This is a genomic window from Micromonospora sp. NPDC051296, from assembly GCF_040682255.1.
In the GTDB taxonomy this organism is placed as follows: domain Bacteria; phylum Actinomycetota; class Actinomycetes; order Mycobacteriales; family Micromonosporaceae; genus Micromonospora; species Micromonospora craterilacus.
This window is the reverse complement of sequence record NZ_JBFBAO010000149.1, coordinates 1-15,115: the sequence shown is the minus strand read 5'-3', so window position 1 is coordinate 15,115 and position 15,115 is coordinate 1. Positions and strand designations below refer to the sequence as shown.

Below are 15,115 nucleotides of genomic sequence, written 5' to 3'. Positions count from 1 at the left end.
GGTCGGCCGCCGCCCGCCGCCACAGCTTCATCGAACCCCCGCGGTACGCCTGCACGGCGAGCCGGACGTTCTCCTGCACGCTCAGCGAGCCGAAGACCGAGGACGCCTGGAAGGTACGACCCAGCCCGAGGCGGGCCCGCCGGTGCGGCGGGAGGGCGGAGATGTCCCGCCCGTCCAGGGTGACCAGACCTTCGGTGGCCCGGCGCAGGCCGGTGATCAGGTTGAACAGCGAGGTCTTGCCGGCACCGTTCGGCCCGATCACGCCGAGGAACTCCCCGGGCGCCAGATCGAGGTGGACGGAGTCGACGATGGCGACCTCACCGATCCGCCAGGTCAGACCGCGGGTGGCGAGCATCGGATCGTCAGCCCTTCATCGCCTGGACCGGCGGGGCGGTCCCGTCAGCGGTGAGCGCCTTCTGGGCGGCGGCGGTGAAGGTGTCGCCGCTGCCGGTCAGGCTCGCCTGGTACATCGGCTGGAGCAGGGCGTGGTCCTCGGCGCGGATGGTCATGGTGCCCTTCACGCCCTCGAAGCTCCAGCCCTCCAGCGCCGTGATCATCTTGTTGACGTCGTCGCCGCCCTCCTGCACGGCCCGGACCACCATCTGCGCGGCGGCGAAGCCGTCCGGGTGGAAAAGGTCGAGCGTGCCGCCGGGGATCTTCGCCTTCGCGGCCTTGGCCGCCTCGGTGTCGCTCGCCCCGTCGAAGTAGTGCGAGAGGAACGAAATCTTGCTGCCGGCCGCGCCGAAGGTGGGCCAGGAGGCGCGGATGTCCAGGCCGGTGACGACCGTGGTGGAGCTGAGTACGCCCTGCTGGTCCAGCGTCTGCCACATCGCCGGGGCGGTGGTGCCGGCCCAGGCGACGAAGAGCAGGTCCGGCTTGGCGGCCTTGATCTGGCTGGCGAACGGGGTGAACTCGGTCGCGCTGGCCGGGGCCCGGACGGCGCTGACGGTCGCGCCGGCACCACCGATGACGGCCTTGACGGCCGCCTCGTTGGCGTCGCCGAACGCCCCGTCCTGGGCGAAGACCACGACCTTCTTGCCGGCCGGGTCGCCGATGAACGACTTGGCGGTCACCACGTCCTGGTAGGACTGCCGGCCGGAGCGGAACGTGTACTTGTTCGCGCCGGTCACCGCGTCGGTGGCGGCCGGCCCGGAGATGAACAGCACCTGGTTCTGGGCCGCGATCGGGGCCACCTGGAGCGCCACGCCGGACGCCGTCGAGCCGGCGATGATCTTGTGGCCCTTGCCGATCAGGTCCTTGGCCGCGGAGACCGCCTTCGCCGGGTCACCGGCGTCGTCGACCTCGGTGATCTCGATCGCCCGGTCGCCCACCTTGTTGCTGCCGTTGGTGGCGAAGTCCAGGCCGGCCTTGAACCCCTCGATGTACTGCTTTCCATAACTGGCCAGCGCTCCCGACTGGGAGTAGACCAGACCAACCTTCACCGGCGCGGCACTGTCGCCGCCGCCGTTGGCGGTGTCCTGCGGGCTGCCACAGGCCGTGGCGGCGATCGCCGCGGCCATCATCGTGGCGGCGGACAGGAACACCCGCCGTGTCGTCCGGACCGTCATTGCGACTCCACGTGAGGATTCAGAGGGAGGAAACCTTATGTGTCGGCTCACGCTAGAAGTGACGTCACCCACGAGCTATGTGGCGGAAACACACAAGTAACCGGGGTGGGGTGGCCCTGGGTTACAAGGGTGATGACCAGGCAGTGACGGCCCGACACGGCGATGGCCCACGGTCCCACGACTGCGGACGACCGTGTGTCGCCCCCCGCCACTTCACGCCCTTGGCAGCTGGCAGGGTCCGTCGTGGTCGGCCACGCGCGAGCACCTGCCGCCGCCGTCGAGCGGACGATCGCAGAACACCCAGTGGCGTACGAGCTGGGCATCCTCTTCGGACACTGTCGTACCGGCCGGCTCGATGTCGGGGAAGAAGCTCAGCGCCCGGGTGACCGTCCGGGCGAACCGCCGCGCGGCGGCCAGGTCGGTGGCGCCTACCGGCAGGTGCACCACGAATCGCTCGCGACTCACCGCCGCACCCCCGGCGCGAACCGGGCCTGCCAACTCCGCAGCGCCCGCTTGATCCGGACGTTCTCCTCGGCGACGTGGGCCTGGTCCCGCCGCGCGGAAGCCAACTCCGCGGCGACCCGGTGCAGGAAGGCGTGCACCTCCTCCGGATCCAGCCCGCGCCGCACCGACCGGAACTGCCGGTCCCGGATCTGTCTGGCGGTCAACGGCAGGCACGACTCCGACCTGTACCACCCACCGTCCGCTGCGCGGCGCTCGCGCCTGGTTCTGCCCGGCCGAAACAGGTTGAGCACGTTACGCACGGGTCCTCCTCATCACCTCGTCGTCGCGACCGCCGTCGCCCGCTCACCGTGCGGCGGCGACCCCGCCACCTTTCGCCCAGCGGCCACCCACCCAGGGGCGCGGAGCCCAAGCGACCAAGCCGCCTGGAAGCGGCCCGGTCGACGGAAAGGGGGCGCCGACCGGGCCGCCGGCCCCGCGACCGCAGCCCTCATCGGCGGTACGACCCCGGAGCCCACTTTTGAGTCCGACTCCCGAGGCTTGCCGAACCAACCGGAGCCGGACGAGGAAAGTTACCCCAAATGTTTGTGTAGGTCGACCCCGCAAAGCGACGACACGGCAACTTGTTGCAGTTACTGGTGTAGGGCCGGCATGATCGGAGATGCCGAACCAACCGGAGTCCTCACATGCCCACAGCAGAAGCCCCATACCGCCGCATCGCCAACGACATCGCCGCGAAGATCAAGAGCGGTGAGTTCAAGCCAGGCGACAAACTTCCTTCAACTCGGGAACTGGCCGAGGCGTACCAGGTCCACATGAACACCGCCTCGCGCGCCCTGTCACTCCTGCACGACCGCGAGCTGATCATCGGCCAACCAGGCCGGGGCACCTACGTCGCCGACCGGGGAACTGACTGACACCTCGCTCCTCACGGTCTCGCGCGGGACGTGCGCCTCAATCGCCCGGGTTGCGCCCCGAAGTTCGGCGCGATCGACATAAGTGGGGCTTATAGTGGCAGGGTGTGGGAGGTTCGGCTGCATAGCGATGTCGAGGCGTGGTTCCTCGGACTGTGTCGCGACGACCCGACCAGCGCAGACCTCGTGACCGAGGCCATCGACCTGCTGATGGAACACGGCCCCGCACTGGGGCGACCTTTGGTGGACCGCCTAAAGGGCAGCACGTACCACCACATGAAGGAGCTGCGGCCGGGATCAGCCGGATCGACGGAGATTCGGATGATCTTTGCCTTCGATCCGGCCCGGGAGGCGGTGTTCCTCGTTGCCGGCGACAAATCTGGACAATGGCAGGCTTGGTACCGCCAGGCGGTTCCCCTTGCCGACGCCCGCTTCACGGAACACCTGACTCAGCTGAAGGAGGGAGAGCGGTGAGCGAATCGACCAGCTGGCGGGACGTCAAGGCCAAGGCCCGTGCGATCGACCCCGAATGGGACAGCGCCGAACGGGTCGCCCAGCGAAGTGAGCTGCGGGAACGAATGCTCGCCGCGGTCAGTGGCGCCCAACTGGCCGAGATCCGGAAGCAGCTCGGCATGACGCAGAGCCAGCTCGCCGAGGCCGCCGGACTGTCGCAGGCCAGGATCAGTCAGATCGAAAACGGTACGGTCACCAACCTTGAGACTCTGCGGGCCTATGTGGTGGGGCTGGGCGGCCACCTCGATGTCGTCGCGAGAATCGGCAACATCCACCTCAATGTGGCCTGACCACCTGAACGATCATGGAAAGCGGCCCGCCACCCCTGCAACAGGGTGGCGGGCTGGCGCGCGACGAACAGACGGTCGATTCAGCGGCGGGGTAGGCCGGCGCGGGCGGCCACTGCGGTGTCGGGGTGGTCGGTGAAGACGCCGTCGAGGCCCAGGCGGTAGAACAGTTCGTATTCGGCCTGGATGTCGCCACGGTCGTTCGGGTCGGTGCCGATGCGGAAGTCCACCGGCAGGAACTGGTTCTCCGCCCGGAAGGTCCAGGCGTGCACGATCAGCTTCTCCTGGTGCGCGTCGCGGACCAGTGTGGTCGGGGCGAGCAGCTTGCCGGCCGGGTCGCGCGGCACAATCAGGTTCTTGTTCGCACCGATCCCGTCGGCGTACCGGGCGATCCACTTGAGGCCGGCGGGGGTGGCCAGGTCACGGTAGGTGCGGGTGTCGCCGGAGACGGTGAAGTCGTACGGGCGGCCGGCGGCGTCGAGCAGCTGGACCAGCTTGACGTCGATCATCCGATCCAACCGGCGCAGGTTCGCCGTCTCGAAGGACTGGATGATGACCGGCGCGTTCCGCTTCGTCATCTTGTTCCGGCGCAGCACCTCGACCAGCGGCTCCTCCAGCGGTAGCCCGATCGAGGCGAAGTAGGTCGGGTGCTTGGTCTCCGGGTACACGCCGATCACCCGGCCCCGGGCCTTCCCCTCGGCCGCGGCCAGGTCGATCACCTCCTGGAAGGTGGGCACCTGGAACTGGCCGTCGAAGGCGATGTTCGCCACGCGTACCTGCGGCAGCCGCTCCTTGGCGCGCAGCGTCCGCAACTCGGCCAGGGTGAAGTCCTCGGTGAACCAACCGGTAACCGACACGCCGTCGATGGTCTTGGTCGCCTTGCGGTCGGCGAACTCGGGCCGAGCGGCCACATCGGTCGTACCGCTGATCTCGTTCTCGTGCCGAGCTACCAGCACGCCGTCGGCGGTCGCGACCAGGTCCGGCTCGATGTAGTCGGCGCCCATCCGGATCGCCAACCGGTACGCCTCCAGGGTGTGCTCCGGCCGGTAGCCGCTGGCGCCCCGGTGGCCGATCACGACTGGCTGGTCGCCCACCCGGGCCGGGTCCGCGTCGCCGGCCGGCTTCGCCGAAGCGGCCACGGTAGGCGTGACCACGGCGGCGGCGAGCAGGGCCACCGACACGCCGAGGGCGGAAAGGGTACGTCGCAACGCGGTCTCCTCTCATCGATGGAACCCGCTCAGCAGACCGCTCCGTTCTGACCGAAAGTTGGTCCGCACCTGGCCATCCGGTGAATCCTCGGGATTCCGATTTCGGCACCCGAGAATCGAGGGGAATCGGAAGATTGTCTGGTGCGCCGGTTTTTTCGTCACCCCGTACGGCTGGTGCCGCTCGGCTTCCTGGTGGCGATCCTGCTCGGCACCGGCGCGCTGATGCTGCCCCTGGCCACGATCGAGGAGGAGAACGCCCCGTTCGTCACGGCGTTGTTCACCGCCACCTCGGCGGTATCGGTCACCGGCATGGCGGTCACCGACACGCCGCACTACTGGTCCGGGTTCGGCCTGGCGCTGATCACCATCCTCACCCAACTCGGCGGCCTCGGCATCCTGACCGGCGCCGCGCTGGTGATCCTGACCGTGTCGCGGCAACTCGGCCTGCGCAACCGGCTGCTCGTGCAGGCCGAGTCCGCGGAGTACGGCCCCGGCGACGTACGTCGCCTGCTGCTGCACATCGCCGCGACGGTGCTGGCCTTCGAGGCGGCGATGACGGTCGTCATCACCATCCGACTGTGGGTCACCTACGACTACCCGCCGTGGCACGCGCTCTGGTCAGCCGTCTTCCATTCGGTGCAGGCGTTCAACAGCGGAGGCTTCTCCCTCTACTCACACGGCCTGCTGGACTTCTCCCGCGACCCGTGGATCCTCCTGCCGCTCACCTTCGGCGCCATCGTCGGCGGACTCGGCTTCCCGGCGCTGTTCGAGGCGGCGCGCGGGTGGCGCCGGCCGATCCACTGGGGAGTAGCCACCAAGTTGACCATCTGGGGCACTCTCGTCCTGCTCGTCGCCGGGTCCCTGATCCTGCTGATCGCCGAATGGACCAACCCGCAGAGCATCGGCCAGCACGGCGTCCCCGGCAAGATCCTGGACGCGTTCAGTCAGCTGGCCCTCGGCCGGTCCGCCGGTTTCGAGGTCATCCCGACCAGCGCGCTGCGGGAGGAGAGCTACCCCCTGCTGATCGCCCTGATGTTCATCGGCGGCGGCAGCGCCAGCACCACCGGCGGGATCAAGGTGACCACGTTCTTCCTGCTCGCCTTCGTCATCTGGGCCGAACTGCGCGGCGAGCCGGACGTCACGGTCGGGCAGCGCCGGGTGTCCACGTCCAGTCAACGACAGGCGGTCACCGTCTCCCTGCTCAGCGTCGCCGTGGTGGTCCTCGGCACGTTCCTGCTGATCCTGATCACCGAACAGGTCGCCTTCTACCGGGCGGTGTTCGAGGTCACCTCGGCGTTCAGCACCGCCGGACTCTCCGTCGGGCTCGCGCCGGCGCTGCCCGCGAACGGGCAGTTGCTGCTGGTCGCACTGATGTACATCGGCCGCGTCGGGCCGCTCACCCTGGGATCCGCGATCGCCCTGAACACCCGACGACGGCTGTATCGATACCCGGAGGAGCAACCAATTGTCGGCTAGGGGCAAGGAACGGGACGGCATCGTGGTGATCGGGCTGGGGCGCTTCGGCTGGCACCTCACCGACTCTCTCGTCAAGCTCGGCCACGACGTGCTGGCTGTCGACCGCAGCGCCGAGCAGGTGCAGAAATGGTCGAGCCAGCTTGACCGGGTCGCGCAGGCCGACGGCACCGACGAGGACGCGCTACGACAGCTGGGTGTGGCGGATCTCCGCCGCGCGGTGGTCGCCATCGGCGCCTCGGTGGAGGGCAGCGTGCTGACCGTACTCGCGCTGGCCGAACTCGGTGTGCCGCAGATCTGGGCCCGGGCGACCTCCGGGCAGCACGCCAAGATCCTGTCCTCGGTCGGCGCCCACCACGTGATCTTCCCCGAGGCGGAGACGGGCGAACGGGTGGCCCACCTGATCGTCAGCAACCTGCTCGACTTCGTGGAGTTCGGCGACGCCTTCGCCATCGCCAAACTGCGGGTGCCGGCGGCGCTGGCCGGTCAGACGCTGGGCGAAAAGCAGCTCTGGGATCGCTACGGCGTACGGGTGATCGGGATCAAGTCACCGGACGAGAAGCGGTTCCGCTACGTCTCCGACGGGTTGGAACTTCGGCAGGAGAGCACGCTCGTCGTCGAGGGGACCATCGACCAGATCCAGACCTTCTCCGCCCTCTCCTGACCGCTGCCCGGTCGGCGGGCGGGCCTACGCTCCCTTCTTCGGTCCCTTCCCGGGGGTGGCCGCCTTCGGCTTGTCCTTGCCCGGCTTGACGTCCTTCCCCTTCCCCGGCTTGGCCTTGGTTCCACCGGTGCCCCCGGAGCCGGCCTTGCCGGCCGCAACCTTCACCGGCTTGGTGGGCGCCGGTTTGGCGCTCGGGGCGGTGCCGGCGATGCCGGAGACCTGCACCCCGCAGACCGCGTCGCCGACCCGGAACTCCACCGGCAGCGGATTCGCCCCGGTGTACGTCCCGGTCAGGCTCACCTTCTCGGTGGCGCCCGGCGCCAGCGTCGGCCGATGCGGGGCCGGCTGCACGGCGACCGCGCGCCCCTGCTGGCGTACCGGCGCCGGGGTCGCGCCGGTGACCGTCTGCTGGCTGGGGAAGGCGAATCGCATCGTCCAGTCGCGCAGCTCCCGGTCACCGGTGTTGGTCAGGCTCAACTCGGCGGTGAAGTCCTTGCCGGAGTCCTTGCGTAGCGCGTAGGTGACCTGGCAGGGGATCCGCTGCTCGCCGCCCATCCGGGCCTGGGCCGGCTGGTCGATGCCCCCACTGGCCGGGCTGTGCGAGGTGACGCCCCAGACCGCCGCCGTCACGGCCATCAGCGCGGCGGCGGCCACCCCCGCCTCGGCCCGGCGCCGGCGGTCCAGCCTGCGGCGGGTACGCAGGCCCACGAGCGGCAGCGCGTCGGTCGCGGTCGACCAGGGCAGGATCGTGGTGCCGGCGCTGGCCAGCAGCATCGGGCCGGTTCGCCCGTCGACGGCGCACACCGGCACCGCCGGCGCCCTCCCGGCCGCCTCGCCGAGGGTCCGAGCCAGCTCGGCGGTGGCCGGCCGGTCCGCCGGCCGTTTCGCCAGGCAGCGGTGGACCAGGTCGGCGACCTTCTCGGGCAGTCCCGGCACCGGTGGCATCGGCTCGGGCTGGCGGTACATGTGCGCCCGCAGCATCTCCGTGGTGGTGTCGGCCCGCCAGGGCAGCCGCCCGGTGAGCATCCGGTACAGCAGCAGCCCGACCGCGTACACGTCGGTGGCCGGGCTGACCTGGCCGTTGTCGAGCCGCTCCGGGGCGAGGTAGGCCGGGGTGCCGAGCAGCGCTTCGTCCGGCCCCTTCTCGCTCTCCCCGACCAATGCGGAAATGCCGAAGTCGACCATCTTCACCCCGGTCGAGGTGAGCATCACGTTGCCGGGTGTGACGTCGCGGTGCACCACGCCACGGGCGTGCGCGGTGGCCAACGCGGAGGCGACCTCCGCGGCCACCGTCACCGCCTCCCGCCAGGGCAGGCCGCGGTCGTGGGCGAGCCGCGTGGTCAGCGGGCCGCCGTCGATCAGCTCCATCACCACGTACGGCACGGTCAACCCGGCCTGCTCGGACTCGCCGTAGTCGTACACGTTGGTGATGTTGGGGTGGCAGAGCCGGGCGGCGGCCTGGGCCTCGATCCGGATCCGGTGCCGGAACGCCCGGTCGCTGGCCAGCCGGGAGGCGAGCACCTTGACCGCGACCTGGCGGCCGAGCACCTCGTCGTAGCCGCGCCAGACCACCGACATCCCGCCCGTGCCCAGCTGCTCGATCAGTCGGTACCGCTCACCGAGCAGCTGCGCGCCCTTGCCTGTCCCACCACCCATGGTCGGCGTTGTTGCCCGACGCGAACCCCCCTACACCTTTCTGGGCGGATTCGGTCAGCGATGTCACCCGATCAGGCGGTGGCGAGCAGCTGGTCCACCGGGGCGTAGTCGTCGGTCAGCACCAGCGCGTCGCCGACGAAGTCCGTCAGATCACCGCCGGAGAGCAGGCTGGCCGGCTCGTTGCCGGCGTCCAACCGGGCCCGCACCGCCGCCAGCGGCAGCGGCGCGTCAGAGGCCACGATGAGGAAGTTCGCCCCCCGCTCACCGGCCAGCGCCTCCGGCGGCGCGATCAACGCGACGTGCCGGAACTCGGCGGCGACGGTGGCCACCTCACTGCGGATGAACCGCAGCGGCGGGTAGTCGATGACGTTCTGCACGTACACCCCGGTGGGGCGGGTGACCCGCCGGATCTCGGCGGCCATCTCCCGGGTGGCCAGGTGCCAGGGCACCACCAAATGCCCGAACGCGTCGCCCACCACGAAGTCCCGGCTGTCGGTCGCCTCGGCGGCCACCAGCAGCCGGGCGTCGCCCACCACGGCCCGCAGGTCCGGCCCCTGGCGTACGCCGAGCTGCCGCTCCCCCAACTCGACCAGCCCACCGTCGATCTCGAAGACCAGGTTGTCGGTGCCGGGCCGGGTGGCGGTCAGGTAGCGCGGCACGGTGAACCCGCCGCCGCCCAGGTGCAGCGCGTCCAGCCGCTGGCCCTCGGAAGCCACCACGTCGGCCACCGCCCCGATCCACCGGGTGTACGCGTACTCCAGGTGAGTCGGATCGGCCAGGTCCACGTACGAGTGCTGGGCCGAGTTGAGCAGCAACGTCCGCCCGCTCTCCCGTCCAGGGTCGGTCGCGACCCGGGCGCAGTGGTACGCCGTCTCCACGTCGCACGGATTCGGCGCGACCATGGTCAGTCCGGCGCCGGCCAGACCGAGCACCGCCAGGGCCGCCTTGACCCGGGCCGGGCCGGGAAGGGTGGACTTGTCCTGCCGGTGCAGATACACGCCGAGGGCGATCCCGGTGATGCCGAGCGAGGCGGCCAGCCCGAACAGGATGACCGTGCTGGGCAGGGCGGCGACCAGCACGAAGCCGGTGACCAGGGTGGCCGTGACGGCGCCCAGCGTGCCGATGCCGGACAGCCGGCCGACCACCTGGCCGGTCCGGCGCAGGTCGGCGAGCTGGAGCTTGATCACCAGCGGGCTGACTGCCGAGAGCAGCATCGCCGGGACGAACACGGCGACCGCGACCAGCAGCAGGACGCCGCTGACCGCACCGCCGCGCAGTACCTCACCGGCGTAGCGCACCGCGGGCAGGGTGATCGCGGTGGCGATGCCGGACAGCACCAGCGCGGGCGCCAGCAGGGTACGCGGGTTGCGCCGGTCGGCCAGCCAGCCGCCCGCCCACGCCCCGTACGCGATGGCGGCCAGCGCGATGCCGATGACCGAGCTGGTCACCTGGAGGGTGACCCCCACGTACGGCCCGACCAGGCGCAACGCGGCGGTCTCCAGGACCAGGACGGCACCGCTGGAGTAGAAGACCAGAAACGCGGCGAGCCCGTTGGGCAGTGCCCGGGGCGTCTCCGGTGGGGACGGCGCGGGGGGCACCGCCACGTCAGGCGATGGAGAGTTCATCGTGGCGATGGTACGCAGCAGTCGACGGGCGACGGGTCAGTACATCGAAGTGTGAACGTGGTTCGTGTGATCCGCTGCCGGACTGCCGCTGCCGCCGTACGCCCGCCAGCCGGTACCCGGGTGCCAGATCTGTCGGTACCAGATCACGTAGAGCACACCGAGCCGGTCCGCGTTGCGGACGTGCCAGGCGGCCAGGTTGTCCCCGTACGCCTTGTCGCCGCCGGTGGCTGTCCGGTCCTCGAACCCGTTCGTGGCGGCCGCGAAGTCGCAGGCCCGGCCCTTGGGATGCTCGCCCGAGCCGCCGCTGCGGTAGCAGGAGACGTATCGCTTGTAACCGGCGGCCTTGGTCTGATTGAGCATGTGCAACGTGCGTGCGGTGATGCAGCCGGAGGTGGTCGGGTCGTTGACCGAGCACGACTCGCCCGGCCAGGAGCCGTCGGAGTTACGTGGTGCCGGCCTCGCCGAGGTGGAGCTGCCGCCGCTGAAGCCGCCGCTGCTGCCCGAGCTGACCGCCGCCAGGGCCGCCTCGGCCTCCTTCTTCTTCTTCGCCATCACGGCGAGCTGCTTGGTCTGCTCGCGTACCTCGGCGTTGATCGCGAGCTTGGCCTGCCGGGCCGCCTCGCGCGCCTCGGACAGCTCGCGCACCCGGCGCCCGTCCCGCTGGGCCATCATGTCGAGGCTGGCGGCCCGCTGCACGAACGCCTCCGGGGTGGCGCTGTCCAGCAGTACGGCCGCCGCGCTCAGCCGGCCGACCCGGTACGACTGCGCCGCCACCTCGCCGACCAGGGCGTTCAGCTCGACCAGCCGACCCTCCAGGTCGGCCAGCTCGGTCGCCATCTTCTTCTGCTTGCGCTTGGAGCCGTCGAGCTTGCGCTTGGCCTCGATGTGCGCCTTGGCGGTCGCCTCCAGGGCGTCCCGCAGCTTCTTGCTGCCCCCCTCGTTCGGCTCGGCGTACGCCGGCACGGCACCGACGCCGAGCAGCAGCGCTACGGCGGCGAGCAGGGCGATCAGCGGCCGATGAGCACGCCGCCGGATGGGCATGGACCTGCGCACGAAAGCATCCTTTCGTCGGCCGCCGGCCCCCGGTGAGTCACTGCGCGGCGGCGGCCCCCGCCGGCGCCGGTCGGCGGCCTGCTGGCGAAGACCGCCGGTCACGATACCGGAACCAGCCCCGCCGACCAGGCCCCCGACCCCCGCGCCCATCGATAATCGACCCACCGCAACCAGCTGCTAACCCCCCGCACCCACCTCGCCACCATCCAGCCGGGTTGGGGTTGTTGGGGTTGTTGGGGTCAGGTCGGGAGGAGGGCGGCATGGACCTCGGTCCACACCTGATCGTTGACGGCGACCAGGAGGCCGTGGTCGGTGCCGGTCGGGTCGTAGTCCGTACCGTCGAACCGGCGGGCCACCCCACCCGCGGCCCGCACCAGCAACGTGCCCGGGCCGTGGTCCCACGGCAGGGTGCGCCAGAAGAGCACGAACTGCTGCCGACCGGTGAGAAGGTCGAGATACTCGCGGCCGGCGCAGTGCTGGCCCGGCAGCAGCTCGCCGATCCGCGCGCCGCCCGCCTCGACCGCGCGCCGCGTGGACGCCGGGAGGAACTTGGTCATCGCGGCGCCCCGCAGCGCGCCGGCCGGTGCCGCGGCGGGCAGCCGCAGCGGACGCCCGTCCAGGTACGTCCCCGCACCGCGGTACGCGGTGGCCAGTGTCTCGGCCAGCGGGTCGAGCACCCAGGCGGCCACCGGCTCACCATCGGTGATCAGGGAGACCATCAGCGCGAACGGGCACCGACCCGCCGCGAAGTTGGCGGTGCCGTCGATCGGGTCGACGAGCCACACGTCGCCTGCGGAGCGCACCTGCCGCAGCAGATCTGGGTCGTCCGCCACCGCCTCCTCGCCGACCACGATTGAGCCCGGCCGCAGCCGGCGCAACCCGGCGGTGATCACCTCCTCGGCCCGGCGATCGGCGACGGTGACCAGCTCACCCGGGGCCTTCTCGGTCACATCGGCGGCGCCGAGGTGACGGAACAGCGGCAGGACGACCTGGTCGGCGGTCTCCCGCAACAGCCCGGCGACGTCGTCCAGCAGGGTGTCAGCCACGCGGCGGCAGCTTCACCACGCTGACGAAGAACTCGTCGATCTGCCGGACCACCTCGATGAACCGCTCGAAGTCCACCGGCTTGGTCACGTACGCGTTGGCGTGCAGCTGGTAGCTGCGCAGGATGTCCTCGTCGGCCTGCGAAGTGGTCAGCACCACCACCGGGATCCGGCAGAGCTGCTCGTCCTTCTTGATCTCCTCCAGCACCTCCCGGCCGTCCCGGCGGGGCAGGTTCAGGTCGAGCAGGATCAGGTCGGGCAGCACCACGTCCGCGTACTCGCCCTCGCGGCGCAGGTAGGCCAGCGCCTCGGCACCGTCGGAGACGACGTTCAGCCGGTTGCGAAGCTTGTGCTCCTCGAACGCCTCCCGGGTCATCAGCACGTCGCCCGGGTCGTCCTCGACCAGCAGCACCTCGATCGGGCTGCTGCCGTCTGCCGGCGCGGTCATCCCACCGCCTCCTTCATGCCACCTGCTCCACCACTGCCCGGCGTGCCACTGCCGTCCGCCTCGCCGACCGTACCTTCGCTGGTAGCTGGTGCTGCGTCGGCTCCGGTCTCGGCACCGGCTGGCGAACCGTCGCCCGCTCCGCCGCTCGCCACGTCCTCGTCCGCGCCGCCCCCCTCGGTGCCGGTGGCCGGCCCGCCCGCCCCGGCGGTGCTGCGCGCGGCCTCGATGTCGGCGGGCAGGGCGGGCAGCGTGAACCGGATCGCCGTGCCCTCAGGCACGTCGGTGTCCACCCAGACCCGGCCGCCGTGGTACTCCACGATCTTCTTGACGATCGCCAGCCCGATCCCGGTCCCCGGGTACGCGTCCTTCGCGTGCAACCGCTGGAAGATCACGAAGATCTTGTCCGCGAACTCCGGCTCGATTCCGATGCCGTTGTCCTGGCAGGTGATCTCCCACTCCTCGCCGACCAGCCGGGCCGAGACATGCACCTTCGGCGGCACGTCGGGCCGGCGGAACTTGACCGAGTTGCTGACCAGGTTGACCAGCAGGTTGGTCAGCAGCGGCTCCTCGCCACGGATCACCGGCAGCTCGCCCCAGGTCAGCTCGGCGTCGGCGTACTGCCGGGCCGGTTCGGTCTGCGCGGCGACGTCCTCCATCAGGCGGTTCAGGTCGACGTCGGTGAAGCCGGCGGTGAGCCGGCCGATCCGGGAGAAGGCCAGCAGGTCGTTGATCAGCCGCTGCATCCGTTGCGCGCCGTCCACCGCGAACGCGATGTACTGGTCGGCCCGCTCGTCGAGCCGGCCCGCGTACCGCCGCTGGAGCAGCTGGCAGAAGCTGGCCACCTTGCGCAGCGGCTCCTGCAGGTCGTGCGAGGCGACGTAGGCGAACTGCTCCAGGTCACGGTTGGACCGGGTCAGCTCCTCGGCCTGCTTCTGCAACTGCGTGTTGACCCACTCGATCCGCTCCCGCGCCTCACGCACCTCGGACAGGTCCGCCGCGATCTTCTGGCGCATCGCCTCCACGTCCTCGCCGAGCTGCCGGAACTCCGGCGGCCCGCTGCTGGCGATGCGGTGGCGGTAGTCACCCGTGGCGACCTCCCGAACCTGCCCGGCCAGGCTGGTCAGCGGGCGCAGCACCATCCGGTCCAGCGACAGCACCAGCGCGATGCCGGCCACCGCGACCACCAGGGCGGCGACGATGAGCAGTACGACCAGGAGGTTGCCGGTCCGCTCCACGTCCCGGGCGGTGGCCTCCCGGGCGGCGAAGATCTCGTCCTGGAGCGCGGCGACCGCGTCACGCAGCCCCTCGAAGCGCTGCCGGCTGGCATCGTTGAGGAGCGCCTGAGCCGCGGCGGTGCCACTGGTGTTGGTCGTGTCGATCACCGGCTGGGCGACCGTACGCCGCCACTCGTCCGCCTGCCGCTCGACCACCAGCAGGTCTGCCTCGATGCCCGGGTAGTTGCCGGACAACTCCCGGATCAGCTCCGCAGTCGCCCGCTCCCGCGCCAGGCCCTGCTCGTACGGGGCGAGGTCTTCGGGATCCGCGGTCACCGCGTACCCCCGGACCCCGGTCTCCTGGTCGAGCAGCGCGTTGAGCATCTCCTGGCCCTGCACCCGCAGCGGCCCGACCTGCACCAGCAGCACGTCGGTGTGCTCGCGGTTCTTCGTGGCGACGAATGCCTCGGCCACCGCGACGCTGAGCAGCATCACGCCGACCACGGCGAGCAGCACCAGCACCCGGCGCCGCAGGGTCCACTGACCGGCCCGGAGATTCATCGGCCGCCACCCCGGGTGACCAGCAGCATCGCCACGTCGTCGGCGAACGGGCCGCCGTTGAGCTGCTCGGCCCGCCCGACCAGCCAGGCCGGCAGTTCGGGCAGCGGAACCGACCGGCTGGCCGGCTCGGCGAGCAGACTGGTCAGGCCGGGTACGTCGAGGCGCTCGTCGCCCTCGCCCACCCGGCCCTCGATCAGGCCGTCGGTGTACATCAGCAGAGACCAGTCATCGGTGTCGAATTCCAGGTCGAAGGCGACCGGCCGGCGCGGGCGTACGCCCAGCAGCAGGCCCCCCGGCGCCGGCACCGGCGCGACCCGGCCCCCGGCGAGCAGCACCGGCGGCGGGTGACCGGCCAACCGCACGGTCGCCCGGTTGGCGCCGAGATCCAGCCGGACCGTCGCGACGGTCGCGAAGATCTCCTGAAGC

17 protein-coding genes are annotated in these 15,115 nt (G+C 70.8%); 5 read left to right on the top strand and 12 right to left on the bottom strand.

All coding sequences use genetic code 11. The features are described 5' to 3' along the window. The 4 genes from AB0M52_RS17395 to AB0M52_RS17380 all read right to left on the bottom strand — a co-directional run. Window positions 1-355: ATP-binding cassette domain-containing protein (locus tag AB0M52_RS17395; protein WP_363954352.1), on the bottom strand; the 355-nt coding region annotated here is incomplete at its 3' end. A 7-nt stretch (window positions 356-362) separates the two neighbouring features. Beyond that, window positions 363-1,568, bottom strand: coding sequence for a substrate-binding domain-containing protein (locus AB0M52_RS17390; RefSeq protein ID WP_363954350.1), 1,206 nt, complete (start codon window positions 1,566-1,568; stop codon window positions 363-365). A gap of 213 nt (window positions 1,569-1,781) precedes the next feature. Then, window positions 1,782-2,033 carry a hypothetical protein gene (locus tag AB0M52_RS17385; RefSeq protein WP_363954348.1) on the bottom strand — a complete coding sequence of 84 codons (252 nt, stop codon included), beginning with the start codon at window positions 2,031-2,033 and terminating at the stop codon, window positions 1,782-1,784. Then, complete coding sequence (locus AB0M52_RS17380; protein WP_363954346.1) at window positions 2,030-2,236, bottom strand: DivIVA domain-containing protein; 207 nt, start codon at window positions 2,234-2,236, stop codon at window positions 2,030-2,032. The genes AB0M52_RS17385 and AB0M52_RS17380 overlap by 4 nt, the downstream gene beginning before the upstream one ends. Window positions 2,237-2,716: 480 nt before the next feature. Between AB0M52_RS17380 and AB0M52_RS17375 the strand changes: the two genes are divergently transcribed. From AB0M52_RS17375 to AB0M52_RS17365, 3 genes are all read left to right on the top strand, one after another. After that, complete coding sequence (locus tag AB0M52_RS17375) at window positions 2,717-2,947, top strand: winged helix-turn-helix domain-containing protein (protein ID WP_363954344.1); 231 nt, start codon at window positions 2,717-2,719, stop codon at window positions 2,945-2,947. Window positions 2,948-3,049: 102 nt separating this feature from the next. After that, window positions 3,050-3,418, top strand: a complete 369-nt coding sequence (locus AB0M52_RS17370) for a type II toxin-antitoxin system RelE/ParE family toxin (protein WP_363954342.1) — start codon at window positions 3,050-3,052, stop codon at window positions 3,416-3,418. Further along, on the top strand, window positions 3,415-3,747 hold the full coding sequence (locus tag AB0M52_RS17365; protein ID WP_363954340.1) for a helix-turn-helix transcriptional regulator: 333 nt from the start codon (window positions 3,415-3,417) through the stop codon (window positions 3,745-3,747). Before AB0M52_RS17370 ends, AB0M52_RS17365 begins: the two co-directional genes overlap by 4 nt. Before the next feature lie 80 nt (window positions 3,748-3,827). On the opposite strand, the gene AB0M52_RS17360 is transcribed toward AB0M52_RS17365, so the two are convergent. Next, window positions 3,828-4,952: a glycerophosphodiester phosphodiesterase gene (locus tag AB0M52_RS17360; protein ID WP_363954338.1), complete on the bottom strand. Its 1,125-nt coding sequence runs from the start codon at window positions 4,950-4,952 to the stop codon at window positions 3,828-3,830. Between the two features lie 141 nt (window positions 4,953-5,093). Here AB0M52_RS17360 and AB0M52_RS17355 point away from each other — a divergent pair, with 141 nt between their 5' ends. Both AB0M52_RS17355 and AB0M52_RS17350 read left to right on the top strand, forming a co-directional pair. Continuing rightward, window positions 5,094-6,428, top strand: a complete 1,335-nt coding sequence (locus AB0M52_RS17355; RefSeq protein WP_363954336.1) for a potassium transporter TrkG — start codon at window positions 5,094-5,096, stop codon at window positions 6,426-6,428. Next, window positions 6,418-7,089, top strand: a complete 672-nt coding sequence (locus AB0M52_RS17350) for a TrkA family potassium uptake protein (protein ID WP_363954334.1) — start codon at window positions 6,418-6,420, stop codon at window positions 7,087-7,089. Before AB0M52_RS17355 ends, AB0M52_RS17350 begins: the two co-directional genes overlap by 11 nt. A gap of 24 nt (window positions 7,090-7,113) precedes the next feature. Here the strand turns inward: AB0M52_RS17350 and AB0M52_RS17345 are convergent, their stop codons facing one another. The 7 genes from AB0M52_RS17345 to AB0M52_RS17315 all read right to left on the bottom strand — a co-directional run. After that, complete coding sequence (locus tag AB0M52_RS17345; RefSeq protein ID WP_363954332.1) at window positions 7,114-8,745, bottom strand: serine/threonine-protein kinase; 1,632 nt, start codon at window positions 8,743-8,745, stop codon at window positions 7,114-7,116. 71 nt (window positions 8,746-8,816) lie between these two features. Next, on the bottom strand, window positions 8,817-10,370 hold the full coding sequence (locus AB0M52_RS17340; protein WP_363954330.1) for a fused MFS/spermidine synthase: 1,554 nt from the start codon (window positions 10,368-10,370) through the stop codon (window positions 8,817-8,819). Window positions 10,371-10,406: 36 nt separating this feature from the next. Continuing rightward, complete coding sequence (locus tag AB0M52_RS17335) at window positions 10,407-11,411, bottom strand: hypothetical protein (protein ID WP_363954354.1); 1,005 nt, start codon at window positions 11,409-11,411, stop codon at window positions 10,407-10,409. A 251-nt stretch (window positions 11,412-11,662) separates the two neighbouring features. Further along, window positions 11,663-12,469 (bottom strand): inositol monophosphatase family protein, encoded by an 807-nt coding sequence (locus AB0M52_RS17330; protein WP_363954328.1) that lies wholly within the window; start codon window positions 12,467-12,469, stop codon window positions 11,663-11,665. Beyond that, window positions 12,462-12,914 carry a response regulator gene (locus AB0M52_RS17325; protein WP_363954326.1) on the bottom strand — a complete coding sequence of 151 codons (453 nt, stop codon included), beginning with the start codon at window positions 12,912-12,914 and terminating at the stop codon, window positions 12,462-12,464. Before AB0M52_RS17325 ends, AB0M52_RS17330 begins: the two co-directional genes overlap by 8 nt. Continuing rightward, window positions 12,911-14,689 (bottom strand): ATP-binding protein, encoded by a 1,779-nt coding sequence (locus tag AB0M52_RS17320; RefSeq protein WP_363954324.1) that lies wholly within the window; start codon window positions 14,687-14,689, stop codon window positions 12,911-12,913. Before AB0M52_RS17320 ends, AB0M52_RS17325 begins: the two co-directional genes overlap by 4 nt. Beyond that, on the bottom strand, window positions 14,686-15,115 hold a 430-nt coding region (locus AB0M52_RS17315), incomplete at its 5' end, for a PP2C family protein-serine/threonine phosphatase (RefSeq protein ID WP_363954322.1). The genes AB0M52_RS17320 and AB0M52_RS17315, both read right to left, overlap by 4 nt.